At 52.8% G+C, this 23,862-nt stretch carries 23 protein-coding genes and 1 pseudogene; 17 read left to right on the top strand and 7 right to left on the bottom strand.

Annotated elements, in window-relative coordinates:
• Positions 1-146: 146 nt before the first annotated feature.
• From AC6I8V_RS24740 to AC6I8V_RS24710, 7 genes are read left to right on the top strand one after another with little or no spacing between them, the layout of a single operon-like run.
• The gene (locus tag AC6I8V_RS24740) at positions 147-1,679 is read left to right on the top strand and encodes an ABC transporter substrate-binding protein (RefSeq protein WP_497846602.1); all 1,533 of its coding nucleotides are present in this window, start codon (positions 147-149) and stop codon (positions 1,677-1,679) included.
• An 11-nt stretch (positions 1,680-1,690) separates the two neighbouring features.
• On the top strand, positions 1,691-2,608 hold the full coding sequence (locus AC6I8V_RS24735) for an ABC transporter permease (protein ID WP_497846601.1): 918 nt from the start codon (positions 1,691-1,693) through the stop codon (positions 2,606-2,608).
• A gap of 9 nt (positions 2,609-2,617) precedes the next feature.
• Positions 2,618-3,541, top strand: a complete 924-nt coding sequence (locus AC6I8V_RS24730) for an ABC transporter permease (protein ID WP_497839133.1) — start codon at positions 2,618-2,620, stop codon at positions 3,539-3,541.
• A 12-nt stretch (positions 3,542-3,553) separates the two neighbouring features.
• On the top strand, positions 3,554-4,549 hold the full coding sequence (locus AC6I8V_RS24725; protein WP_497846600.1) for an ABC transporter ATP-binding protein: 996 nt from the start codon (positions 3,554-3,556) through the stop codon (positions 4,547-4,549).
• A complete protein-coding gene (locus tag AC6I8V_RS24720; RefSeq protein ID WP_497846599.1) occupies positions 4,546-5,397 on the top strand; it encodes an ATP-binding cassette domain-containing protein in 852 nt (283 codons plus the stop codon). The genes AC6I8V_RS24725 and AC6I8V_RS24720 overlap by 4 nt, the downstream gene beginning before the upstream one ends.
• 5 nt (positions 5,398-5,402) lie before the next feature.
• On the top strand, positions 5,403-6,797 hold the full coding sequence (locus AC6I8V_RS24715) for a M20 family metallopeptidase (protein WP_497847034.1): 1,395 nt from the start codon (positions 5,403-5,405) through the stop codon (positions 6,795-6,797).
• 15 nt (positions 6,798-6,812) lie between these two features.
• Entirely contained in the window at positions 6,813-7,745 is a 933-nt protein-coding gene (locus AC6I8V_RS24710) for a LysR family transcriptional regulator (protein WP_497847029.1), read from the top strand.
• Between the two features lie 39 nt (positions 7,746-7,784).
• Here the strand turns inward: AC6I8V_RS24710 and AC6I8V_RS24705 are convergent, their stop codons facing one another.
• Complete coding sequence (locus tag AC6I8V_RS24705) at positions 7,785-8,801, bottom strand: 1-aminocyclopropane-1-carboxylate deaminase (protein WP_497839137.1); 1,017 nt, start codon at positions 8,799-8,801, stop codon at positions 7,785-7,787.
• A gap of 338 nt (positions 8,802-9,139) precedes the next feature.
• Between AC6I8V_RS24705 and AC6I8V_RS24700 the strand changes: the two genes are divergently transcribed.
• Positions 9,140-10,114, top strand: a complete 975-nt coding sequence (locus tag AC6I8V_RS24700; RefSeq protein ID WP_497847033.1) for a DMT family transporter — start codon at positions 9,140-9,142, stop codon at positions 10,112-10,114.
• Here the strand turns inward: AC6I8V_RS24700 and AC6I8V_RS24695 are convergent.
• Positions 10,109-10,606 carry an Lrp/AsnC family transcriptional regulator gene (locus AC6I8V_RS24695; protein ID WP_497847028.1) on the bottom strand — a complete coding sequence of 166 codons (498 nt, stop codon included), beginning with the start codon at positions 10,604-10,606 and terminating at the stop codon, positions 10,109-10,111. The genes AC6I8V_RS24700 and AC6I8V_RS24695 overlap by 6 nt on opposite strands.
• A 138-nt stretch (positions 10,607-10,744) precedes the next feature.
• Here AC6I8V_RS24695 and AC6I8V_RS24690 point away from each other — a divergent pair, with 138 nt between their 5' ends.
• Positions 10,745-10,957 (top strand): helix-turn-helix domain-containing protein, encoded by a 213-nt coding sequence (locus AC6I8V_RS24690; protein WP_497847027.1) that lies wholly within the window; start codon positions 10,745-10,747, stop codon positions 10,955-10,957.
• 34 nt (positions 10,958-10,991) lie between these two features.
• Here AC6I8V_RS24690 and AC6I8V_RS24685 read toward each other — a convergent pair.
• From AC6I8V_RS24685 to AC6I8V_RS24665, 5 genes and pseudogenes are all read right to left on the bottom strand, one after another.
• Positions 10,992-11,099: pseudogene (locus AC6I8V_RS24685) on the bottom strand (helix-turn-helix domain-containing protein); the annotation flags it as partial.
• The gene (locus AC6I8V_RS24680) at positions 11,086-11,427 is read right to left on the bottom strand and encodes a type II toxin-antitoxin system RelE/ParE family toxin (protein ID WP_497847026.1); all 342 of its coding nucleotides are present in this window, start codon (positions 11,425-11,427) and stop codon (positions 11,086-11,088) included. The gene AC6I8V_RS24680 and the pseudogene AC6I8V_RS24685, both read right to left, overlap by 14 nt.
• A complete protein-coding gene (locus tag AC6I8V_RS24675; protein ID WP_497847025.1) occupies positions 11,424-11,687 on the bottom strand; it encodes a type II toxin-antitoxin system ParD family antitoxin in 264 nt (87 codons plus the stop codon). The genes AC6I8V_RS24680 and AC6I8V_RS24675 overlap by 4 nt, the downstream gene beginning before the upstream one ends.
• Before the next feature lie 127 nt (positions 11,688-11,814).
• Positions 11,815-12,675, bottom strand: coding sequence for an NAD(P)-dependent oxidoreductase (locus tag AC6I8V_RS24670; RefSeq protein ID WP_497847024.1), 861 nt, complete (start codon positions 12,673-12,675; stop codon positions 11,815-11,817).
• A 63-nt stretch (positions 12,676-12,738) separates the two neighbouring features.
• Positions 12,739-13,950: an MFS transporter gene (locus tag AC6I8V_RS24665; RefSeq protein WP_497847032.1), complete on the bottom strand. Its 1,212-nt coding sequence runs from the start codon at positions 13,948-13,950 to the stop codon at positions 12,739-12,741.
• 189 nt (positions 13,951-14,139) lie between these two features.
• Between AC6I8V_RS24665 and AC6I8V_RS24660 the strand changes: the two genes are divergently transcribed.
• The 8 genes from AC6I8V_RS24660 to AC6I8V_RS24625 all read left to right on the top strand — a co-directional run bounded on the left by AC6I8V_RS24660 (position 14,140) and on the right by AC6I8V_RS24625 (position 23,767).
• The gene (locus tag AC6I8V_RS24660; RefSeq protein ID WP_497847023.1) at positions 14,140-14,745 is read left to right on the top strand and encodes a TetR/AcrR family transcriptional regulator; all 606 of its coding nucleotides are present in this window, start codon (positions 14,140-14,142) and stop codon (positions 14,743-14,745) included.
• Between the two features lie 321 nt (positions 14,746-15,066).
• Positions 15,067-16,053, top strand: a complete 987-nt coding sequence (rhaS, locus tag AC6I8V_RS24655) for a rhamnose ABC transporter substrate-binding protein (protein ID WP_497847022.1) — start codon at positions 15,067-15,069, stop codon at positions 16,051-16,053.
• Positions 16,054-16,106: 53 nt separating this feature from the next.
• Positions 16,107-17,618, top strand: coding sequence for a sugar ABC transporter ATP-binding protein (locus AC6I8V_RS24650; protein WP_497847021.1), 1,512 nt, complete (start codon positions 16,107-16,109; stop codon positions 17,616-17,618).
• The gene (locus AC6I8V_RS24645; RefSeq protein ID WP_497847031.1) at positions 17,618-18,622 is read left to right on the top strand and encodes an ABC transporter permease; all 1,005 of its coding nucleotides are present in this window, start codon (positions 17,618-17,620) and stop codon (positions 18,620-18,622) included. The genes AC6I8V_RS24650 and AC6I8V_RS24645 overlap by 1 nt, the downstream gene beginning before the upstream one ends.
• Complete coding sequence (locus tag AC6I8V_RS24640) at positions 18,619-19,623, top strand: ABC transporter permease (protein WP_497847020.1); 1,005 nt, start codon at positions 18,619-18,621, stop codon at positions 19,621-19,623. The genes AC6I8V_RS24645 and AC6I8V_RS24640 overlap by 4 nt, the downstream gene beginning before the upstream one ends.
• Positions 19,624-20,024: 401 nt before the next feature.
• Complete coding sequence (locus AC6I8V_RS24635; RefSeq protein WP_497847019.1) at positions 20,025-21,053, top strand: tyrosine-type recombinase/integrase; 1,029 nt, start codon at positions 20,025-20,027, stop codon at positions 21,051-21,053.
• 222 nt (positions 21,054-21,275) lie between these two features.
• The gene (fic, locus tag AC6I8V_RS24630) at positions 21,276-22,352 is read left to right on the top strand and encodes a protein adenylyltransferase Fic (RefSeq protein WP_497839152.1); all 1,077 of its coding nucleotides are present in this window, start codon (positions 21,276-21,278) and stop codon (positions 22,350-22,352) included.
• Between the two features lie 212 nt (positions 22,353-22,564).
• On the top strand, positions 22,565-23,767 hold the full coding sequence (locus AC6I8V_RS24625; protein WP_497847018.1) for a multidrug effflux MFS transporter: 1,203 nt from the start codon (positions 22,565-22,567) through the stop codon (positions 23,765-23,767).
• Positions 23,768-23,862 lie beyond the last annotated feature (95 nt).

Below are 23,862 nucleotides of genomic sequence, written 5' to 3'. Positions count from 1 at the left end.
GATGTCTGTCTGCTCTGGTGTTTCTCATTTTGAGAAATCGGCTGTCGAAAATCGGTAACGGCAAATAGCGGGCATTGGCGCTGCTCTTGCTACATCAGTGCCATCTGCTTTTGTTGTTAACTTTTCATTGATCGCTGGAGAACGGTATGGCTCGTTACAAGACAAGACAGATTCACAAGTATGCTTTTACTGCATTATTGTTGTGCTGCGCTTCTTACAGCTATGCAGGTAAACAGAACGACACGCTGGTTTATGCCTCAGATAATGAAGTGGAAAATATCAGTCCTTATCATAACACCCTGCGTGAAGGCGTTATTCTGTCGCATATGGTGTGGGACACGCTGATATATCATGACCCGAAAACCGGCGAATATAAGCCAGAACTGGCCTCCGACTGGAAATGGGAATCCCCGACGTCGCTGTTAATTCATCTACGCAAAGACGTTAAATTCCACAATGGCGATCCCTTCAGTGCGGATGATGTGGTCTACACCTTCCAGAATATCGCTGGCCCTAATACCGCCTCTGTAGTGCCGCAAAGTGTTGACTGGATTGATCATGTTGAGAAAGTCGATGACTTCACCGTTCGTTTGCACCTGAAACAGCCCTTCCCGGCAGCGCTGGAGTACCTCTCCGGCCCTACACCGATATATCCGGCGAAATATTTTCAGCAGGTGAAACTCGAAGGTTTCAGTAAAGCCCCGATCGGCACCGGGCCGTATAAGATCGTGAAAGTGATCCCTGGTCAGGGTGTTGATATGGTGAAAAACCCTGACTATTTCAAAGAAAGCCCGCAGGGACAGCCGCACATCGGTAAGGTGCAGTTTGTGGTCATCCGCGACCCGGAAGCGCGTGTCGCCCAGCTGATGACCGGCCAGGTGGACTGGATCTGGCGTGTGGCGGCCGATCAGGTCGAGCCGCTCTCGGCCATGCCTAATATCGCGGTGAAAAGCGGTGAAACCATGCGTATCGGTTTCCTTGCGCTCAACACCAACGCCACCGGGCCAGAAGCGGCTCCGCTAAAAGATCTGCGCGTACGTCAGGCGATTAACTACGCCATTAACCGTCAGGGCATTGTCGATAACCTGGTGCGTGGGGGTAGCAAACCGGTTTACACCGCGTGTTTTCGTACCCAGGTCGCCTGCAACGACAGCAAGGTGATTAAGTACAATTACGACCCTGCCAAAGCGAAGCAGCTGCTGGCAGAAGCGGGTTATGCCAACGGTTTTGACACTGACCTGTGGGCCTATCGCGAGCGTGACTACGCAGAAGCGATTATCGGCGATCTGCGTAAGGTGGGGATTCGCGCCCGCCTCCACTATGTCCAGTATCCGGTGATGGCGACCGCCCTTAGCTCTGGCCAGGCACCGATGGCCTTCAACACCTGGGGATCGTTCTCCATCAATGATACCTCGGCCTTTACCACCCCCTACTTTGGCGGCAAAGGTAGCGATATCTGGAAAGATGCGACGCTGACCGCGATGCTGAAAAAAGCCGATGCCACCGTCGATCCTAAGCAGCGCAATGAAGAATACGGCGAGGCGCTGGGGCGCATCTCTGCTCAGGCTTACATTGCGCCGATGTTTTCCTACTCCACCCACTACGCCTTCAATGCCGATCTGAACTTCCAGGATTGGCCGGATGAACTGCCGCGCTTTGCCCAGTCCAGCTGGAAATAAGGAGCCGAGTTATGGTGCGCTTTATCTTTAACCGACTGCTGGTGGCGCTGGCGGTGCTGTTTACCGTGGCGGTCGTCAGCTTTGCCCTGCTCCATCTCTCGGGTGACCTCGCGATCGCCATTGCCGGACCCGATGCCAGTGCGGAAACCGTAGCACAGATCCGGGTGCAGAATGGACTGGACCAGCCGTTGCTGGTGCAGTTTTCGCACTGGTTCTGGTCGGCGTTGCACCTTGATTTTGGCCGCTCGTTCTATTTTGAGAACACCGTAATGGAGCTGGTCGGTCAGCGCATGCCCATCACACTGCAGTTGGGGGGGGTAGCGCTGCTGCTGGCGCTGGTGGTGGCGATCCCGCTTGGTGTGGTGGCTGCGGTGTTTCGCGACAGTTGGGTCGACCGCTGCGCGATGTTTATCTCGGTGCTGGGTCAGGCCATCCCCAACTTCTGGTTTGCTCTGGTATTGATCCTGATTTTTGCCGTAGGGCTGAAATGGCTGCCAGTGGCTGGCAAAGGCAGCTGGCAACATTTTGTGTTGCCAGCCGTGGCGCTGGGATATTACGCCATGCCGTCGCTGATGCGTCTGACGCGTTCAGGCATGCTGGATGTGCTGGGTGCGGATTATATCCGCACCGCCCATGCCAAAGGATTAAGTGCCTTTAAGGTGGTGGTGAAGCATGGTCTGCGTAACGCCATCATCCCGGTGGTGGCGCTGGCAACGGTGGAACTCGGTTTTATGCTGGGCGGCTCGGTGGTGATTGAATCGGTCTTCTCGTTGCAGGGACTGGGCCAACTGGCATGGGACTCCATCTCCCGCAACGACTTCCCGGTGGTGCAGGCCATCGTGCTGATCATCGCCATCTTCTACATCGGGCTGACGTTCCTGGCCGATGTGCTCAATGCCGTGCTCGATCCCCGTTTGCGTAGCAAATAAGGAACCTCAATGAAAACGACTATGGCAGGAACCATGAAAAACGTCATTAGCCCGGAAACCGGCCTGCTGCCGGAACCCACGGCGTGGCAGCGCCTGTGTCGCCGCGTCTTCGGCCATCACAGCATGACGCTCGGCGTGGTGATCCTTGGGACCATTGTTCTGCTGGCGTTGCTGGCCCCATTAATTAGCCCACACGATCCCTTCGCGCAGGAAGTCAGTCGCCGTCTGGTGCCGCCGGTGTGGTTTGAGAAAGGCGAATGGACGCATCTGCTGGGCACCGACAAACTCGGGCGCGACTACCTAAGCCGCCTGTTGTATGGCGCGCGGGTATCCCTGGTGATTGGTCTGGTTTCGGTGCTGATCTCCGCGCTGATCGGCGTCACGCTCGGTGTGCTGGCTGGTTACTTTGGTGGCCGGGTTGATGCGGTGGTCAGCTATCTGCTCACCGTCCGACTGGCGATGCCGGTGATCCTGGTGGCGCTGGCGCTGGCTTCGCTGATTGGGGGTTCGGTCAAAGTGGTGATTATGTTACTTGGCCTGCTGCTGTGGGATCGCTTTCTGATTGTCTCCCGCTCCGTCACCCGCCAATTGCGTGAGGCCGAATTCATCGCGGCAGCCAGAACGCTGGGTGCGTCCTCGCTGTTTATCATGCTGCGCGAAATTCTGCCGAATCTGCTCGGGCCACTGACCGTGGTGGTAACGCTCGAAATTGCGCACGCCATTTTGCTGGAGGCCACCCTGTCGTTTCTGGGACTTGGCGTGCAACCCCCGATGCCGTCCTGGGGACTGATGGTGGCGGAAGGCAAGGCCTATATGTTCTTTCAGCCCTGGGTGATTGTGATCCCCGGTGTGGCACTGGCGTTGTTGGTATTGAGTATCAACCTGGTGGGTGATGGTCTGCGCGATATCACGGCACTCGACGGTCGCAACTAAGAGGGAAATGACATGAACCAGACTGACGCACCTCTGCTGGAAGTGAAAAATCTGCGGGTGGATCTACAGACACCGCGTGGCACGCTGCACGCCGTACGCGGCATCGATTTCAATGTCAATCGCGGCGAAATGCTATGCCTGGTGGGAGAATCCGGCTGTGGCAAATCCATGACCTCGCTGGCGATGATGGATTTGCTGCCGCGCAATGCCCGGCGCGAGGCAGACAGCCTGCGTTTTAAGGGGCACGATCTGCTGGCACTCAACCGACGCGAACGCGCCGCGATGCGCGGCAACAGCATGTCGATGATATTCCAGGAACCGATGACATCACTGAATCCTTCCTGGACGCTCGGCGAACAGTTATGCGAAACCCTGCTGGCACATCGTAAGGTTTCGCGGGCGCAGGCGCGGGAACGCGCGGTTTATCTGATGGAGCGCGTCGGTATCCCACAGGCGGCGGATCGACTGAAACAGTATCCGCATCAACTTTCTGGTGGCCTGCGACAACGCATTATGATCGCGATGTCGCTGATGTGTGAACCTGAACTGATCATTGCCGATGAACCGACCACCGCGCTGGATGTCACCATCCAGGCGCAGATCCTGCGGCTGCTGCGCGAGCTGCAACAGGAAATGGGTCTGGCGGTGATCTTCATTACCCACGATCTGGGCGTAGTGGCGCGGATCGCCGATCGCGTGGCAGTGATGTACGCCGGGCAGGTGGTGGAAACCGCGCCAGTCAATGAACTGTTTCGCCAGCCGCAGCATCCCTACACCCGTGGTCTGCTGGAGTGTATCCCTGTAGCTGGCCGCACTCAGCCGGGGCAGCCTCTGCCTACCATTCCGGGCGTCGTCCCTAATCTGACCGGTCCGCAGCAGGGTTGTGCGTTTCGCAACCGTTGTAACCAGTGCCAGGAGGCGTGTAACGAGAATCCGCCTTATCAGCCGCTCAATGCACAGCATCAGGTGCGCTGCATTCGTCCTTTAACCATCAGGGAGTCGCTATGAGCAACCTGACACTACCGCATATTGCTGGCAATAAGGATATCGCGCTGGAACTCTGCGCGCTGACTCGGACTTTCCGTCTCAATCGCGGCCTGTTTAAGTCCCCTGCTGAGATCCGGGCGGTAAGCAATGTCTCACTGCGCATCCGGCGCGGGGAGACGCTGGGACTGGTCGGTGAATCAGGCTGCGGCAAAAGTACCTTGGCGAAAATGTTACTGGGTTTGCTACCGCCCACTACCGGCAACGTGCTGATTGAGGGACGTGAAGTCGATGCCGCCGATCGACGTAAATTGAGCGCGCGTATACAACCCATTTTTCAGGATCCCTACTCTTCTCTTAACCCGCGGCGCACCGTCTCGGATGTCGTCGAAGTTGCCTTGCGACTGCATAACATTGGCACGCCAACTGAACGCAAAAAACAGGTGCGGGAAATGCTGGATCTGGTGGGGATGCCGTCACGTACCCATAGCCAGTATCCGGGACAGCTTTCTGGTGGTCAGCGTCAGCGCGTCGCCATTGCCCGCGCGTTGATTTTGCGCCCGGAAATTCTTATCTGTGACGAACCCACTTCGGCGCTGGACGTCTCGGTACAGGCGCAGATCCTCAATCTGTTGCTGGCGTTGAAACAGGAATTTTCCCTGACTTACCTGTTTATCAGCCACAACCTGTCGGTCGTGGAGCATCTGGTTGATCATGTTGCGGTGATGCGCAAAGGCCAGATCGTTGAACAGGGAACGCGGGAACAGATCTTTAACCAGCCGCAACATCCTTATACCAGGGCGTTGCTGGCATCAGTGATGACCCCGGAACCGGGTCTCGGCATTCCGGAAATTGAAGGAATCGACGGATAATGACTATCACACGTGAAGCGACCTTACAGGCGGCGCTGGACCATTTTCACAGCGGTGCCTTACGTGAGACCCTGGCGCGCCGGGTCACCTGGCGGACGGAAAGCCAGCATCCACAGCAGATGGCTTACCTCAATGAAGAGATGATCCCGTACCTGACCGCACTGGGATTCAGCTGTCAGGTGGTCGCCAATCCCGAGGCGGGAAAAAGTCCGTTTCTGCTGGCGCGTCGCCTGGAAGACGATGCCACCTTTACCCTGCTGACTTATGGTCACGGCGATGTGGTGCCGGGGGATGAGGCAAACTGGCGCAGCGGCCTGAATCCGTGGGAGCTGAGTGTTGAGGGTAATCGCTGGTACGGACGTGGGACTGCCGATAACAAAGGCCAGCACAGCATTAACCTGGCGGCGCTGGCGTTGGTACTCAAAGCGCGTAACGGACGGCTGGGCTATAACGTCAAAATGATTCTGGAGATGGGTGAAGAGATCGGATCACCCGGGCTGGAGACGGTTTGCCAGCAGTATCGCGACTGGCTGGCCGCCGACCTGTTTATCGCCTCGGATGGCCCGCGCGTGACAGCGTCACGTCCTACGTTGTTCCTCGGTTCGCGTGGCGTATTCAATTTCTCGTTGCAGGTGACATTGCGCGATGGTGCCCATCACTCCGGCAACTGGGGCGGTTTGCTCAGCAACCCCGGCATCCGGCTGGCCCATGCGATTGGGAGTCTGGTGGATGCCAATGGTCGCATCTTGCTGCCTGAGTTGTTGCCGCCACCGTTATCGGAGAGCATCCGCCATCATCTTTCCGGGCTTGAGTTGGGCAATGCCCCTGGCGATCCGCAAATCGCTCCGCAGTGGGGAGAGCCGGGGTTAAATGCGGCGGAAAAACTCTATGGCTGGAATACCCTCGAGACGCTGGCCATTATTAGCGGCAACCCCGATAAACCGGCACATGCTATCCCGCCGACCGCACAGGCACATTGCCATATGCGTTATGTGCCGGGTAGTGATGTCGACAACTTTGCCAGTCATATTCGCCAACATCTTGACCAGCATGGTTTTCACGATGTTGATGTGGTGGCACCGGTGAACTGTTTTAAAGCCACACGTATTGATCCTGAAGACCCGTGGGTCGGCTGGAGCCTCGCCTCCATTAGGCGTTCAACCGGAAAGGACGCCGCAGTGCTGCCAAACTTCGGCGGTGGCTTACCCAATGCCTGTTTTCTTGATACTTTTGGGGTTCCCACGCTGTGGATTCCGCACTCGTATCCGGCATGTTCCCAGCACGCTCCCGATGAGCATCTGCTCGCCGATGTGGCCTGCGAAGCGCTGCAAATCATGACCGGCCTGTATTGGGATCTTGCTGAGCAGGGCCGGGAGGTACTACTCGAACGGCAAGGCTGACATCAGGGAGGTCCTGTGCATAACACTGAGATTCGTTACTTTATGGCGGTCGCAACCACCGGCTCGATCAGCGCCGCCAGCCAGCAACTGTTTGTCGCCATCTCCGCTATCAGTCGGCATATTCAGCGGCTGGAAACCCGGCTGGGGGTGACGCTGTTTGAACGCAGCCCACGTGGGATGCAGCTCAGTGACGCCGGGCATATTCTGGCAAACCATGTCCGCCGCAGCATGGCGGATATGGAGTTGGCCGTCGCGGAGCTAAAAGGTATCAAAGCCGCTGACCAAACCACTATTCGGGTAGTGTGCACCGATGGGCTGGCGTTTAACCTGCTGCCAAACCTGATGGCGAAGTTCCGTCTGCTCCATCCCCGCGTCAGTTTTATTCTTACCGTCGGCACCGGCAGGCAGGTGCCGGAACTGGTGCGTAACGGTGAGTGCGATCTGGCTATCCGCTTTATCCTGTCTCCTGAATCCGGTGTTGAAGTGCTGGCGTCATTCCCCTCGCCGGTGCTGATATTTATGAAGGACGATCATCCGTTAGCGCAGCGGGATATTCAGTTGGCGGATCTGAACGCCTGGCCCGTGGTGTTGCCAGACCAGTCAGCGACCATTCGCCAGCTGTTTGACCTCTCCTGCCGCATGAATAATGTGTTTATCGATCCCGTCTTCACCTGTAACCACTTCTCCACGCTGTACGAATTTGTCTGCCAGACGCCGGGTGCCATCAGCGTCAGCAGCCATTATTCGATTATGACGCGCGCGCGGCAGGATGGCCTGCTCATCAAGACCATTAACCGCGACCAGTTAAGCCAGCGCAGCCTGCAATTGCAAAGTGAGATGGGGAAACCGCGTAATGCGATGCTGGATACCTTTTTTGTATTTCTGCGGGAAGAAATTCAGCAGCGGGATCAGCAGTGTCGGAAAGAGTTTGATTTGCAGTTTCGTTGAGTCAGGTCGCCGCAGTGGCGACCTGATTTTCTGACGGGATTAGCCGTTACGGAAGATATAGCTGTAGGCGCTCAGGGCTGGCGCACCGCCCAGGTGGGCATACAGGACTTTCGAGCCTTCCGGGAATTCGCCATTACGCACCATATCAATCATGCCCTGCATGGATTTCCCTTCGTAAACCGGGTCGGTAAGCACCCCTTCGGTGCGGGCGCACAGGCGAATCGCTTCCAGCGTGCCTTCGCTCGGTAAGCCGTATTCCGGGCCGCCGTAACGGGTATCCAGCACCACGTCTTCTTCGGTGATTTCACGTCCCAGCTCGACCAGATTCGCCGTGTTCTGCGCAATGCGCAGGATTTGGGCCTTGGTCTGCTCGGGTTTGGCTGAAGCATCAATACCAATCACATTGCGTGAACGGCCGTCAGCAGCAAAACCTACCACCATGCCCGCCTGGGTACTGCCGGTGACCGAGCACACCACGATGTAATCAAATTTAAAGCCCAGCTCTTTCTCTTGCTGACGGACTTCTTCGGCAAAGCCGACAAAGCCCAGGCCGCCGTATGGATGCTCTGAACATCCCGCCGGGATTGGGAACGGCTTGCCGCCATTTTCAGCCGCTTCTTCCATCGCCTGCTTCCAGCTTTCGCGGATGCCGATATCAAAACCAGCAGCATCAAGGCGTACATCGGCACCCATAATGCGTGAAAGCTCGATATTGCCGACGCGATCATAGACGGCATCGGAATAGTTCACCCAGTTCTCCTGCACCAGAACACACTTCATCCCGAGATGTGCAGCCACCGCGGCCACCTGACGGGTCTGGTTGGACTGCACGCCGCCAATGGAGACCAGGGTGTCACATCCCTGCGCCAGTGCTTCCGGGATCAGATATTCCAGCTTACGGGTTTTGTTGCCACCAAAAGCCAGGCCGCTGTTACAGTCTTCACGTTTGGCATAAAGTTCCACTTTGCCGCCTAACTCCGCACTCAGACGTTTCAACGGGGTAATCGGCGATGGACCAAACGTCAGAGGATAACGGGGGAATTTTTCAAGATTCATAGCTTCTCTCCGGGATAAATGAAGTCGCACGCCTTAAATTATGCTGCGCTGTTGATATTGGTTTGCGAAATAACAATATCCCATCAGGATAATTTTTCATATTTCGTTTTATGTGTCATTTTTATAATAAAAATAGATCACAGGGTGGTTATGTGATTAAAAATTACATTTTTCACTCTAATGACGAAATAAAATTAACAACCACCTTGTCTGGCTTTAGGTGGGTTGTGATTACTTTGTTAATTATCAATTGGTTATGATTTTTGTGCGATTGCTGCCAGCCTGGCGCAGAACGTTTCTCTACGGGAACGTCCTCTATTGAATTGGTACGACTAATAATGCTATTTCTTTGCCCACCCCTCCCCATGTTAATAAAGAATGATCACATGACTGAAAATTACCAATATGCGAACCATGCCAGACAAGGGATGTTAAAAGGCATTATTTTATTAGTCGTTGCGATTGTCTTATGGGGTTGTAACTGGCCGGTAATGAAAGCGGGGCTTTCTCATATCACGCCATTGTGGTTTTCTACGTTGCGTTTTTCTACCAGTGCCGCAGTGCTTTTCTTATTGCAATTATCGACGGGAAAAATACGTACTCCTGGCCGTCGGGAGCTGCCGGTAATATTCAGCGTTGGACTACTACAGATGATGGCCTTTACCGCGCTGGGTTGTATTGCGATGAATTACCTGCCAGCCGGGAAATCCGCGGTGCTGGCTTATACTACGCCTTTATGGGTGGTGCCAGCTTCAGTGATTCTCTTTAAAGAAAAATTATCAGCTTTCCAGTTATCCGGCGCGTTAATTGGCATTATTGGTATCGTGGTCTTATTTAATCCCCTGTCCATTGACTGGCACGATCACTGGCAAATTATCGCTAACGGGCTGCTGTTGCTGGCCTCACTTTGCTGGGCAATCTGCATTCTGCATCTGCGCCACACCGGATCCCGGCTTAATGCCTTTGAACTGGCCCCGTGGCAAATGTTGCTCGCAACCCTCGTGCTACTGCCGCTGGCGTGGGTGTTTGAGGGCAGCTGGAGCGGCGATAATACCCGCGAGCTGTTAGCTATCACCTTGTTTGTCGGGCCGATAGCCACGGCTTTCTGCTTTTGTGCGGTCAATGCCGCCAGTGCATGGTTATCCGGCGTCACCCTTTCATCCATGATGTTACTGGTGCCGATTACCGGCCTGCTGGTGTCAGTGCCGGCTTTGCACGAAGAACTGACGTTGCCGCTGGTGGCGGGCGCGTTGCTGATTGCCCTCGGTATTGCGTTACTGACGCGGAGAAAAAACGCGACAACCGTTTTATAAAGGAATTTGCGTGGTGGAAAACACTTCGCGCAAACCCATAAAGGAACGGATCTGGCGTACACCGGGGAGAAATAATAATTGCTCGGCATGAAGTTTATTAAAGCTCTGATTGTCTGCTGTGCGAATTAACATAATATAATCGAACTCACCACTAACCATATGGCATTCCATGCAACCGCGTATTTTACCCGCCTCACCTTCGAAATCTTTAAATGATTCTGGAGTAGAGCGATCGAGAACAATGCCTATTATCACTACCAGGCCTGCATTCAATGTTTCCGGGTTGAGCAAGGCAACAGTGTTTTTAATGTATCCTAGTTTTTTCAGACGTTCGACACGACGTAGACAAGCGGGAGGACTGAGGTTGATTTTTTCAGCCAGAGTGACATTCGCGATTGAACTGTCGCGCTGTAAAATTCGGAGTATTGCCATGTCAAAGCGATCGAGTGTTTTATCACCATTTGTGACGTCTGGATTTTTTTTCTGCTCCATGAACTCCGCCTTGTATAATATGAATATCTTATTTTTATCATAGCCTGAGCTTATATTTTTAACGGCTACAAGAATGACTTGTTTGCATCCTTTCATTGGAATATAAAAAAATCAACTCCAGTATTGATGAAGGTAAAAATGGCTTCGATTGATATCTATATCTCTGAACGCTTGCGACAATTGCGCAAAGCGCAGGGCTGGAGTTTAAGCGAAACTGAGAGAATGACCGGGGTCAGTAAATCGATGTTGGGTCAGATCGAGCGGGGAGAATCCAGCCCGACACTGGCTACCATCGAAAAGATTTCCACTGGATTTCAGCTTACGTTAAAGGATTTCCTGAATCTGTCTTGAAACAGGAACCGGCGCAAGCTGAGTTTGCGGCACTTCTGGTTTTCTCCAAGGCGATTTCCTGTCTAATTTCTGCAGTACGTGCAGCGATGCGTTCCTGGCTTTCAGGGGAGCGTTTTTCGAGCAATTTTTTATACGTTGCCATCATCTTGTGGCTCCAGATGTGATCCGAACTCAGGATCTGCTTCGGCGAAAAGGCTGTTGATATCGCGTGATCCATGCAGCATTCGTTCTATTCGGACGTCCATATCAAGGATTCTGAATACGATGATATACCGACCGTAGGCACAGATTCTGATGCCTGGTCCAAGCTCCGGCCTTTGCCGGTAGATAACGGGTGATTCGGCAATCAACAGGCACTGTTGGTAAAGTTCTTCCGTGAAGCTGGCCGCACGCACCGGATTATCCTGTGCGATATAGTCACCGATGGCTTCGATATCCTGTTCTGCCAGGGGCGATATCGCTAATTTCATTTCATCAGCTTACCTTCTGCCATCTGCCGATATTTGTTCGAAAGTCGCCCGAATACTTCTTCAGCTGTTTTGCTTTCTCCGCTGTTGATTCCGGCAGTGATCGCCTTTTGCAGTGATTCAAGTTTCGTATGTTGCTCACGTTCTTCCAACGCCCGAAGTCCGGCACGGATGACTTCACTGGTATTGTTATAGCGTCCACTTTCTATCTGCTCACGGATGAATGCTTCGAAGTAGGGGCTGAGCGCGACGCTGGTTGGCATGATCGTGTCTCCAACTGAGATTACTATTAGTTAATAACTATTAGTATATCGCCTTTTTTTTCATCGGCCAAATACTGCTATATCGCGTCCAGCTATCGTAGGGTGTACAATCGCTGAGGTAGCAGGCCTAGTCCTGTTTGTTCACTGATCGAATTGTATAATCCGCGATTACCGACCAGTCCTTATTACCTCCATCCGCATCAACAGCTCGGGCCATTTGCTCGTACACGGCTGCCAGCATCGGTAAGTCTGCACTCAGCGTTGCGGCGGCTTCTCTGGCAAGCCTAAGGTCTTTAAGGCCCAGACTGGCTTTGAACCCAGGTTCATAAGCCTCCTCAATGATTTTGCCTGAATAGACCTGATAGCTGCGACCACCAAACAGCGTGTTAAGAATGAGGTCAAAGAATTGTGTACGATCCAACCCGTTAGATTCCGTTAGCACCACGGCTTCCGCCATGGCTTCAATCGCCATGGTGATCATCATGTTGCAGGCAATCTTCGTTGCATGAGCGGCACTGGGTTTATCTCCCATCTCCCACACCCGTTTGCTGATCGCTTCCAGTACGGGTTTCACTCTGCTCAAGGCTTCTGGCAGCCCCGCAGCAAGCACATTCAGTTCGCCAAGGGCTGCTACATCGGGTCGTCCCAGTACCGGAGCCGCGACATAAGCGATACCCGCTTCCTCGTGAAGGGTGGTCAACCGATGCGAGAAACCCACTGAAATGGTGGAGGAAATGACATGTACCAGCTTTGGGTTTGCCCTGGAAAGGAGATTGCCATCAATGATGATCTCCCGGATTGCTGCATCGTCAGAAAGCAGCGTTATCGCGACATCGCCCGACAACGCCTGTTCAGGCGTATTGACTGAAGTGACGCCCTCTATCTCGCGCCCCGATCGGCTCCAGGCAGATACACGGTGTCCGGCGGTCACTAAATTACCTGCGATGGCACTGCCCATCGCGCCAAGTCCAATGATGCCAATGTTCATGATGTTGTCCTGTCGTTGACGCTGACGGTTGTCAGCGCGTGATGAGTATTGGAACAATGCTGGTCAATGCCCGGGTCGGACACCTGTTTTGAACCCCTGTTTATCAGCCCGCCATGTGATAAGAAATGCGATGACCAGCAACAGGATAAGTACCGGCGGGAACGCCTGTGCACCCCAGTTTTTCAGCAGAATTCCGCCTACAATGCCGCCGAGTGCAATCGCACCATTCCAGGCCACCACATTCATTGACAGCGCGATATCTGCGCCCTCGCCTGCGGTATCCGCCAGCGCGGTTTGTAGCAGCGTTGCTGCCCCACCGAAGGTGAAACCCCATATCGCCACGCCGACATAGATCACCGCCGGAACCTGTGAAAAGGCCATGAAAGCCGCAGAGACTAGGGCGAAGATGGCAAGGCTGGCTAACACGCAGGTTCGTAGATGGCGATCCACAAGGCGTCCGGTAATGGCTATTGCCAGCAAAGCAGCGAGTCCAAACGTGAGCAGGATGATATCTGTCTGTGAAGCGAGACCGGCCAAATCAAGGAAAGGTGCGATGTAGGTATAAAGAATGTTGTGAGCCAGCATCCAGGCGATAACCACGCCCAGCACCGGACGTACACCTTTAGTGGTCAGTACCCGCAGCAGAGGCAGGCGTTCGTGGCGTGACTGTCCCGGATAATCAGTTACGCTGGTCAGCACCCATATCACCAGGATAAGGGTCATGGCAGAGATTCCGGCAAAAGCACTTCTCCAGCCAATTATCCCGCCAAGCCATGTCCCTACTGGCAGGCCCAGTGATAGTGCGATCGGTGTTCCGACCATGGCAATCGCCATCGCTTTACCCTGCTGGTGGATGGCAACCATACGGCGCGCATACCCGGCCAGCAAACTCCAGGACAGCCCCGCCGCCACGCCAGCAAAGAATCGCGCCGTAAGCGTGAGCCAGTAGTTTGAGGACAGCGCAGTAATCGAGTTGAAGATGAAAAAACCTGCAATGGCGAGCAGCAGCACGTTTCTGCGCCGCCAACTTTGCGTGGCGATGGTTAGCGGTATTGCAGCCAGCAACGAACCAAGTGCATAAGCAGTTACCGTCTGCCCCGCCAGAGAAGCAGAAATACCCAGGCCTGACGCGATTTGCGGCAGCAACCCGGCTGGCAAGGTTTCCGTGATGATGCAGATGAAACCGGTCATCGCCAGTGCCAACAGCGCGGAAACCGGCAGCTTCTGCGTTAACACGTTTTCATCCGAGTTTGTAAAGGTGATCTCTTTCGCCATATATCCTTCAATGACTTGTTTCATACCAATCGGTATATATTTGTGTGTGAACATTCATCCCCGTTACGGCGGGGTTAAATAAAAGTGTTTTGTATCGATCGATACATTAGTCAGCGAGGAATCCTTTGTCAAGGATATATGTATCGATTAGTATGTTAGTCATTGTTTCGCGTGTGACAGGAGAGAGATATGGCGACCATGGGCCGACCAAGAACATTTGACAGGGATAAGGCAATCGAAGATGCCATGTTTCTTTTCTGGCAGCATGGCTATGAATCAACGTCACTCGCCCAACTGAAAGCAGGGATCAATAACGGCATCTCGGCACCCAGCTTCTATGCAGCTTTTGACTCAAAAGAAGCGTTGTTCCGCGAGTGCGTCCAGCGTTATATCTCCAGCTATGGTCAGGTGACGGAATTCTTATGGGATACCAACCTGTCCCCGCGCGAGGCGTTAGAAACCACACTGCGCCAGTCAGCGAAGATGCAGTGTGAGCCGGGGCACCCAACGGGTTGTATGGTGGGACTGGGTGTAATGAGCGCCCCTTCTGCTGAGAATGCTGCGGTCGCTGCGCCGTTAACACGCTCACGTGACCGCACCCGGGCAGGGATGGCCGCGACCATTGCGCGTGGTGTTGCGAGCGGACAGCTTTCTCAACACGCGAATGTTGATGCGCTGGCAACGATGTTCAGTACCTTTCTGTTTGGTATTTCAATTCAGGCACGGGATGGCGTCAGTATTGATGAGCTTAACAGCGCTATCACGCAGATGATGCAAATTTGGGATGGCAATTAATACGTTCATCTTCCCACCTTATGCGGTGTTAACAGTGAAACCGTGACCTTTCTCATTATCACCTTTGCTTTCTTGCCAGGCGGCAATCCCCTTTGTCAGTAGTGACAAGGTGGGCGAATGATGACTTTTTTAGACTGCATACAGCGTGACATCGCCGCCGATTCAGACTGTTATCAATAATGACATCGCGCCCCGCTCATAAAGAAGGGGTGAACTCTGCCACCTGAACACCATCCCCTACGAATTTCCCGTTACAGAAAGCCAAAGCTTCTGCAAGGTGAAAGACGGTGGGAACTCACTCAATTATGTGGAGTAAAAACAATGAAAATAAAACTAAGCTTGAGTCTCACCATTGCCGCCCTGGCGCTGTCCAGTTCTGCTTTAGCTGAAGTTAAAATCGCACTCGTCGCAAAATCATTGGGAAATGGTTTCTTCGAGGCGGCTAACGTTGGCGCACAGGAAGCGGCCAAAGAGTTAGGTGATGTCAAAGTTATTTATACCGGCCCGACTACGACCACCGCCGAAGCCCAGATAGAGGTTGTCAATGGCCTCATCGCCCAAGGGGTGGATGCAATAGCCATTTCCGCCAACGATCCTGACGCTTTAGTGCCAGTGCTGAAAAAAGCGATGCAACGCGGCATTAAAGTGGTGTCCTGGGATTCTGGCGTCGCCCCGGCTGGCCGCCAAATCCATCTGAATCCGTCTAATAACGCATTGATTGGTGAGACCAATGTCAAACTGGCAGCCGATGCGCTAAAAGCCCTGAATGTTGAAAAAGGTAATGTCGCTATTTTGAGTGCCACGCCGACCTCGACAAATCAGAATATCTGGATTGATGAGATGAAAAAAGTGATGCCACACTACCCCTCGATCAACCTGGTGACTGTTGCTTATGGCGACGATCTTTCTGATAAGAGCTATCGGGAAGCTGTGGGTCTGCTGAAATCGAACCCGGACCTTAAGGTCATCATCTCTCCTTCATCAGTGGGGATTGTCGCGGCTGCGCAGGCGGTCAAAGATCAGGGGGACATTGGTAAGGTATATGTAACCGGCCTTGGGTTGCCGTCGGAAATGGCTGGGGCAATAAAATCTGGAGCCAGTAAAAGTTTCGCCATCTGGAACCCCATTGATCTTGGTTATGCCGCCACTTATCTGGCCAATGATTTAGTCAAAGGGACGGCGACGAAAACCGAAGCCGATATGGGGAAACTGGGCAAACTCAAGCTGGATGCAGACGGTAGCGGGGCGATGGCCAAACCGTTTATCTACGATGCCAGCAACATCGATAAGTTCTCAAAGATTTTCTAATCACCTGCCCCTGCTGGTTTATTTCGGTTCAGGGGCATTTTTGGATATTTATCATGAACTCATCCACTCCGTTGCTCTCACTAAAGGGTATCACCAAGATCTTTCCTGGTGTGCGCGCGCTTGAGAACGTTCAGCTCGACCTCTGGCCTGGCAAAGTCACCGCTTTAATCGGTGAAAATGGTGCCGGTAAATCAACGCTGGTCAAAGTGATGACCGGTATTTATCAACCCGAAGAGGGCGAAATTCTTTATAAAGCAATCCCCATTCAGCTCGCGACCCCGGAAGCCGCCCATAAGGTGGGGATTACGGCAATCCATCAGGAAACCGTGCTGTTTGACGAACTCTCGGTTACGGAGAATATTTTTGTCGGCCAGTATCTGTATAAGGGCCTGTTTAAGAAACTCGACTGGCGCGCGATGGACCATAAAGCCCGTGAAATCCTTGACCGTCTTGAAGTGCAAATAGATCCGCGTGCAACACTGAAAACACTGAGTATCGCCCAACGTCATATGGTTGCAATCGCCCGTGCTCTCTCTTTTGATGCGCAGGTGGTGATCCTCGATGAACCCACCGCGGCACTTTCCCGACACGAGATTTCCGAGTTTTATCAAATCGTTGAGCGTCTGAAGCAAGACGGGAAGGCTATCCTGTTTATCTCGCATAAGTTCGACGAAATCTTCGCACTCGCGGATTATTACACCATCCTGCGTGACGGTGTATACGTCAGCTCCGGCGCTATTCAAGACATCACCGAAGAACAGATGGTCTCGATGATGGTCGGCCGCACTATTACGCAAACCTATCCGAAAATCACCTGCATCCCAGGTGAAACGGTGCTGGAGGTAAAAAACCTCTGCCATCCAACGGAATTCGCACATATCAACTTTACCCTGCGCAAGGGGGAAATCCTTGGCTTTTATGGTCTGGTCGGTGCCGGACGCACTGAGCTGATGCAGGCGCTCTCAGGGGTAACCCATCCCTCGGCAGGCGAGATCGTACTTAAGGGGCAAAGAAGGCACTTTCGGCAGCCTGCCGACGCGATTAATGCCGGAATTGTCTGCGTGCCGGAGGAACGGCAGAAACAGGGGGCGATCACAGCCCTGTCGATTGCGCAGAACATCAGTTTGCCGCAATTACATAAGTTGAATCCCAATGGCGTACTGGACGCTGAGCGTGAATGGCGGCTGGCGGACCAGTACGCATCGCGCTTGCAGGTTAAAGCGTCCAGCTGGCGGCAAACGGTGGAGACGCTCTCAGGCGGCAATCAACAAAAGGTGGTGATCGGCAAATGGCTGGCGACCCACCCGGAGGTGATAATTCTTGATGAACCCACGAAAGGTATCGATATCGGCTCAAAAGCGGCGGTACACCAGTTTATGTCCGAGCTGGTCAGCCAGGGGCTGGCGGTCATTATGGTCTCTTCAGAGTTGCCTGAGGTGATGGGAATGGCTGACCGGATAATCGTGATGCATGAAGGATTGGTAGCAGCAGAGTATCGCGCCGGAGAAGCCACAGCGGAAACCATCGTCAGCGCCGCCAGTGGCTTGAATCAGGAGGTAGCGTGATGTGGCGACATTGGATGAAACATCGTGAAGCATTGCTGGCGGCGGTCATCATCCTGATGATCGCCGCTATTGGCAGTCGGATACCGGCATTTATTGCGCCGGGCAATTTGGTGGAGATCTTTAATGACACCTCGATTCTGATCATTCTCGCTCTCGGTCAGATGCTGGTGCTCTTGACGAAAGGTATCGATCTGTCGATGGCCGCTAACCTTGCGTTAACGGGCATGATCGTTGCCATGCTTAACGCTCACTATCCGGGCATTCCGGTATGGGCGTTGCTGCTGCTGGCGACCCTGCTTGGCCTGCTGATGGGGGTGATTAACGGCCTGATGGTCTGGCGGTTGGGCATTCCGGCTATTGTGGTCACACTTGGCACCATGAGCATTTATCGCGGTATCATTTTCCTGCTTTCTAACGGTGGTTGGATCAACTCATACCAGATGAGTGCCGATTTCCTCGGTTTGCCGCGCACAGTGCTGTCAGGACTCCCGATACTGAGTTGGATCGCCATCGCCGCACTCGTGCTGTTGGGTTATTTTTTACGTTACAGCCGTACCGGCCGGGCGCTTTACGCCGCTGGGGGCAACGCCACGGCGGCGTATTACACAGGGATTAACGCCGGAAAAATGCAGTTTGTCAGCTTCTGCCTTTCCGGGGCGTTGGCGGGCTTCTGCGGCTATTTGTGGGTCTCACGCTTTGCCGTTGCCTACGTTGATGCGGCGAATGGCTTTGAACTACAAATCGTTGCTGCCTGTGTGATCGGTGGTATTAGCACCATGGGGGGCATCGGTCGGGTGGCGGGTTGTGTGTGTGGCGCATTGTTCCTTGGCGTAATCAATAATGCGTTGCCGGTGATTGGCATCTCGCCATTCTGGCAAATGGCGATCTCTGGCGCGGTTATCGTGATTGCAGTCTTACTTAACGAACGTGGCAATAAAAACCAGGGGCGGTTAATCCTACGCAACGTTGCGTTAGCACGACAAAAACTGACGGTGAAATCATGAGCAAAATGATGATGTCCGAAGAGATGAAAAGCACACCGATAACGTCGTCGCCGCTGCGCCGCCTGCTGTGTTGGGAGGGATTCTTGCTGGCGGTCACTCTCGCGGTATTCGCGGTCAACGCCCTGGCTTCGCCCTATTTCCTCAATATCTGGAACCTGTCGGACGCGACATTTAACTTTACGGAAAAGGCGATCATCGTATTGCCGATGGCGATGCTGATTATCGCCAGGGAAATTGATCTTTCGGTGGCTTCAACGATGGCACTCAGTTCAACGGCGATGGGTTTCTGCGCTGCGGCGGGTATGGATACACCGCTGCTGGTCATCGTTGGTCTTGGTGTGGGTCTGCTGTGTGGCTTGTTCAACGGCATTCTGGTGACGCGTTTTAATTTGTCATCGATCGTCATTACCATCGGCACGATGAGCCTGTATCGCGGGATTGCCTATATCCTGCTGGGTGACAAGGCACTTAACAGTTACCCTGCCAGCTTCGCCTGGTTCGGCCAGGGGTATGTGTGGGGGGCGCTCTCTTTCGAGTTTGCGCTGTTTATCCTCCTTGCCGTTGCCTTTACCTTTCTGTTGCACAAGACCAATTTTGGTCGCCGTACTTACGCGATTGGCAATAACCCCACAGGTGCCTGGTTTTCCGGGATCAATGTGAAGCGTCACAATCTCATACTCTTCGCGCTGGTGGGACTGATGGCGGGGTTGGCGGCGGTATTACTGACGTCTCGGCTTGGCAGCACACGGCCAACGCTGGCAATGGGGTGGGAGCTGGCTGCCGTCACCATGGCGGTGCTCGGCGGTGTCAATATTCTCGGTGGTTCCGGTAGCATGGGCGGGGTGATTATCGCCGCCTTCCTGATGGGACTTGTGACATTTGGTCTGAGTCTGCTGAATGTTCCGGGCATCGTGATGTCAATCATCATTGGCGTAATGCTGATTGTGGTGATTTCGCTCCCCATTATTGCCAGAAAGGTGATCAATCGACGATCGCTTTAATTTTCCTTCAGCTATGGCTGGCGATTTTGCCATACCCTCGCCCCTTTCGGGCGGGGTTCAATGAATGCATATGGCATAAACATTGGAAACTTGTAGTGGCCTGTTGACCAATGCCAGTAGCCGATGGGTTCCAGGATGATTTCTTGATAATCAAAAGCCTATCTTAAACAGCTAACCTAATATAATTGTATTTATATTAGGTCAGGACAACACCATTGAAAGCCTGTATCATGAGGATCTGCCTCAGATCCTCGGGTAAAAACGCCCCTGAGACCTGGAGAACAGAAAAAACGCCTAAAAAACAGGCGCTGGTACGTGAAATCTGACGCATAACTCCCCTGCTCTTTTGGCAGATTTCACGTAGCGCGATCGCCTTCTTAACGGACTAAAATTAAACAAAAATGACCGAAATGATCGTGGCCAATCCGCTGCTCGCGCAGTTCAGCGCCACCGACGATATTTCAGCAAAGCTGGCTTCCTTCGTCCGTGATCGTGAGGCGTTCTCTTCCAACACCTGGCGGCAGTTGCTCAGCGTGATGCGCATCAGCTGGCGATGGGCCGATGAAAACCATCGCTCTTTTCTACCCATGACAGCGGAAGACCTCCGGGATTATCTGTTGCATTTGCAGTCTATCGGGCGGGCGTCTTCCACCATCTCAACGCATGCTGCACTTATATCAATGTTACACCGTAACGCCGGGTTGGTGCCGCCTAACGTTTCTCCCGATGTCTTTCGAGTAGTTAAGAAAATTAATCGCGCTGCGGTGATTGCGGGTGAGCGCACCGGGCAGGCCGTTCCTTTTTGCCGACAGGATCTGAAAAAACTCGATGCAGCCTGGCTGGGTTCACCTCGGTTGCAGCAGTTACGCGATCTTGCCTTTATGCATGTGGCTTACAGTACGCTGCTGCGTCTCAGTGAATTATCGCGCCTGCGGGTACGCGATATTTCCCGCGCAGCTGACGGCCGAATTATTCTGGACGTGGCCTGGACAAAAACCATCGTTCAGTCTGGTGGCATCGTGAAGGCGTTGAGTACGCAGTCCAGCCAGCGCCTGACCGATTGGATTGTCGCGGCTGGACTGACCGGTGAACCGGATGCCATTATTTTTTGTCCTGTCCATCGTTCTAACCGGGTGACGAAACCGATTTTTTCACCGATGAGTACACCCTGCCTCGAGGAAATATTTCTTCGCGCCAGGGAAGCGGCGGGTGTGGCGGCCCTCAGCAGAACCAATAAAGGAAGGTATGCCGGATGGAGCGGCCACAGTGCCCGCGTCGGTGCAGCTCAGGATATGGCAAGAAAGGGGTTTTCAGTAGCGCAGATTATGCAGGAAGGCACCTGGACCCGGACAGAAACAGTCATGCGCTACATACGTATGGTTGAAGCACATAAAGGGGCGATGATCGGGCTGATGGAAGAAGACGAATGAGCCATGACAGCACTTTGTCCCATCATGTGTTGTAGGTAAATACGCTTGAGGATATGTTTAATAAACCCATTATTTTAAACATATCGCCCCAACATGTTTATGCTATCGACACGTTAAGCCTATATGTCGATAAAACCGCTTTTTTTAAACATGATAGCGTGACATGTTTATGGCATCGACATATTATGGCTATATGTCGATAAAAACGGTTTTTATAAACATATGCGCTGGAATCCCGAAATACCCTACAACAACCTTCCGGTCCTGCCTCCAGACCTCGAAAACATTGAGACACGCCGTGTTCTTAAGGCATGCATCAACGCACGTGCGGCGATCGCCGAACTGAAAACCGCAGGAGAACTGATTCCTGATCAGGGACTGCTGATAAATATCCTGCCAATGATGGAAGCAAAGGACTCTTCCCGCATTGAAAACATCGTGACAACAAGCGATCAGCTTTTTCAGTATGCGGATCGTGCAGAGAACGCTGATCCGGCCACAAAAGAAGCATTACGTTATCGTACTGCTTTGTACGATGGCTTTCTCCAGCTGGAAACGCACCCTCTTTGTACAAACACAGCGATAGCCATTTGCACCAAGCTGCGGTCTGTTCAGACGGATATCCGTAAAACACCCGGAACTGTATTGCGGGATCAAAACAACGATGTAGTGTACACGCCCCCGGTCGGTGAAACGGCAATTCGTGATTTACTGGCGAACTGGGAACGCTTCATACATGCTGAAGATGACATCGATCCGTTAATAAAAATGGCTATTTCACACTACCAATTCGAATGTATTCACCCTTTCCCCGACGGGAACGGGCGAACTGGGCGTATCGTGAATATTCTGTATCTGATTCAAACAGAATTGCTGTCATTACCCATTCTCTACCTTTCTCGATTTATCCTGGAAAGACGTGACGATTACTACACCTTATTACGTGGTGTGACCGCTGATGGCGACTGGGAATCCTGGATTCTCTTCATGCTGGAAGCGGTAGAGAAAACAGCCAGCTGGACAACGAAAAAAATAGCGATGGTTCGTGAGCTTATGGCTGAAGTAACTGAATATGTGCGCGAAAAATTGCCAAAAATATATACGCACGAACTCATGCAGGTACTCTTTGCACAGCCCTATTGCCGCATTGAAAATTTGGTTGAACGAGGCATAGCAAAACGCCAGACGGCTTCAATCTACCTTAAACAACTGGTTGAGATAGGCGTGCTGGAGGAGATAAGTTTGGGGCGAGAGAGGTTATATCTCAACACCCGGTTATTGACCGAGTTAAACCAGTAAACTGCAATTAACAGCGAACGTCTTCATTACCTCGTTAACTTGAAGGTTATCTTCCATATATTTTTTGAGGTCTCCTCAATACCGGTACGTCAGTGCCGGTAATGCAACAAATTAATGAATAAAATTCATAATCCCTATCCCGTTACCTGACATTATCTCACCGCTTAAACCCGTTAACATGCACCCCTCTCTTTGTCTCCAGACGGGTCACCATGCTTAATTTACAGGCACGAACGCAGTCAGCGACGGTTAACAAAAGCAGCCTGACATTTGTTCTTATTCTCAGCGCATTGATGGCTGTTACCTCCTTATCAACGGATATCTATCTTCCCGCCATGCCCCTGATGGCAAAAGATTTACAGGGCGATGCGGAACTCACCATTACAGGATTTTTAATCGGCTTTAGCATTGCACAGTTAATTTGGGGACCGATTAGCGATCGCTACGGACGCCGCCTGCCGCTATTCATCGGTATGGTTTTATTCGTGATAGGTTCTGTGGGTTGTGCGTTATCAACCGATATCGTGCAGATCGTCTTCTGGCGCGTCTTTCAGGCGTTAGGTGCCTGTACCGGTCCCATGCTGGCGCGTGCGATGATTCGCGATCTGTTTAGTCGCACGCGTGCCGCGCAAATGCTCTCGACCCTGATCATCATCATGGCAATAGCACCCATTGCCGGGCCTCTCCTGGGCGGACAAATGATTAAGGTCACGTCGTGGCATGCCATTTTCTGGCTGCTGGCACTGATCGGCACATTGATGTTGTTTTCGTTATTGTGGCTACCAGAAACGTTAGCTGAAGATAAACGTTCAGCAGCGTCCGTATCCAGCGCCTTTGGCAACTACTACGCCTTACTGACGAACGGCAAGTACATGCGCTTTACGCTCTGCGTGACGTTCTACTACATTGCCGCTTATGCCTTTATCACCGGATCCCCATTTGTTTACATCACCTGGTTTGGTGTTGACCCGCAGCATTACGGGTGGCTGTTTGCCGTTAATATCGTTGGATTGATGGCGGTGAGCATGGTGAACCGACGCCTGGTTCACCGCTTTCCATTGGAAGCCTTACTGAAAATTGCCGTATCCGTGGCAACCCTTGCCGCCATAGGGCTTGCTGTCGCAACCGGATTGGGTATTGGCGGGATGGGCATGATTGTGGGGACCGTGTTTGTCTTCTTCTCCATGAATGGCATCATCGCCGCAACGTCTACGGCTTGCGCACTGGATGCGGTTCCCAATGTTGCAGGCTCGGCATCAGCGTTGATGGGGTCGCTTCAGTACGGCAGTGGAATTGTCTCTTCACTATTACTGGCGCTGTTTAGCGATGGCACACCCTGGACCATGGGCTGGATCATTGCTGTGTTTACGCTAGCCAGCGCCTTGATAGTTCTGACAATTCAGGTGAAAAAATAATGTTTATTACTGCGCCCCGCTAAATTTAATTTATGAATTTAATTCATAGCGTTTATTCGGCAGGCGCAATTATCTTTTGAACCTGCCAGGTTAAT

The sequence above is a fragment of the Pantoea sp. X-Soil-TKNS-1207 genome (assembly GCF_059730485.1).
This window is presented reverse-complemented; position numbering and strand designations above follow the sequence as displayed.

What these genes read in the sequence shown, in the direction of transcription:
- AC6I8V_RS24740 (WP_497846602.1), top strand. Translation starts at nt 147, where the DNA reads ATGGCTCGTTACAAGACAAGACAGATTCACAAGTATGCTTTTACTGCA.
- AC6I8V_RS24735 (WP_497846601.1), top strand. Translation starts at nt 1,691, where the DNA reads ATGGTGCGCTTTATCTTTAACCGACTGCTGGTGGCGCTGGCGGTGCTG.
- AC6I8V_RS24730 (WP_497839133.1), top strand. Translation starts at nt 2,618, where the DNA reads ATGAAAACGACTATGGCAGGAACCATGAAAAACGTCATTAGCCCGGAA.
- AC6I8V_RS24725 (WP_497846600.1), top strand. Translation starts at nt 3,554, where the DNA reads ATGAACCAGACTGACGCACCTCTGCTGGAAGTGAAAAATCTGCGGGTG.
- AC6I8V_RS24720 (WP_497846599.1), top strand. Translation starts at nt 4,546, where the DNA reads ATGAGCAACCTGACACTACCGCATATTGCTGGCAATAAGGATATCGCG.
- AC6I8V_RS24705 (WP_497839137.1), bottom strand. Translation starts at nt 8,801, where the DNA reads ATGAATCTTGAAAAATTCCCCCGTTATCCTCTGACGTTTGGTCCATCG.
- AC6I8V_RS24700 (WP_497847033.1), top strand. Translation starts at nt 9,140, where the DNA reads ATGCTATTTCTTTGCCCACCCCTCCCCATGTTAATAAAGAATGATCAC.
- AC6I8V_RS24695 (WP_497847028.1), bottom strand. Translation starts at nt 10,606, where the DNA reads ATGGAGCAGAAAAAAAATCCAGACGTCACAAATGGTGATAAAACACTC.
- AC6I8V_RS24690 (WP_497847027.1), top strand. Translation starts at nt 10,745, where the DNA reads ATGGCTTCGATTGATATCTATATCTCTGAACGCTTGCGACAATTGCGC.
- AC6I8V_RS24680 (WP_497847026.1), bottom strand. Translation starts at nt 11,427, where the DNA reads ATGAAATTAGCGATATCGCCCCTGGCAGAACAGGATATCGAAGCCATC.
- AC6I8V_RS24675 (WP_497847025.1), bottom strand. Translation starts at nt 11,687, where the DNA reads ATGCCAACCAGCGTCGCGCTCAGCCCCTACTTCGAAGCATTCATCCGT.
- AC6I8V_RS24670 (WP_497847024.1), bottom strand. Translation starts at nt 12,675, where the DNA reads ATGAACATTGGCATCATTGGACTTGGCGCGATGGGCAGTGCCATCGCA.
- AC6I8V_RS24665 (WP_497847032.1), bottom strand. Translation starts at nt 13,950, where the DNA reads ATGGCGAAAGAGATCACCTTTACAAACTCGGATGAAAACGTGTTAACG.
- AC6I8V_RS24660 (WP_497847023.1), top strand. Translation starts at nt 14,140, where the DNA reads ATGGCGACCATGGGCCGACCAAGAACATTTGACAGGGATAAGGCAATC.
- rhaS (WP_497847022.1), top strand. Translation starts at nt 15,067, where the DNA reads ATGAAAATAAAACTAAGCTTGAGTCTCACCATTGCCGCCCTGGCGCTG.
- AC6I8V_RS24650 (WP_497847021.1), top strand. Translation starts at nt 16,107, where the DNA reads ATGAACTCATCCACTCCGTTGCTCTCACTAAAGGGTATCACCAAGATC.
- AC6I8V_RS24645 (WP_497847031.1), top strand. Translation starts at nt 17,618, where the DNA reads ATGTGGCGACATTGGATGAAACATCGTGAAGCATTGCTGGCGGCGGTC.
- AC6I8V_RS24640 (WP_497847020.1), top strand. Translation starts at nt 18,619, where the DNA reads ATGAGCAAAATGATGATGTCCGAAGAGATGAAAAGCACACCGATAACG.
- AC6I8V_RS24635 (WP_497847019.1), top strand. Translation starts at nt 20,025, where the DNA reads ATGACCGAAATGATCGTGGCCAATCCGCTGCTCGCGCAGTTCAGCGCC.
- fic (WP_497839152.1), top strand. Translation starts at nt 21,276, where the DNA reads ATGCGCTGGAATCCCGAAATACCCTACAACAACCTTCCGGTCCTGCCT.
- AC6I8V_RS24625 (WP_497847018.1), top strand. Translation starts at nt 22,565, where the DNA reads ATGCTTAATTTACAGGCACGAACGCAGTCAGCGACGGTTAACAAAAGC.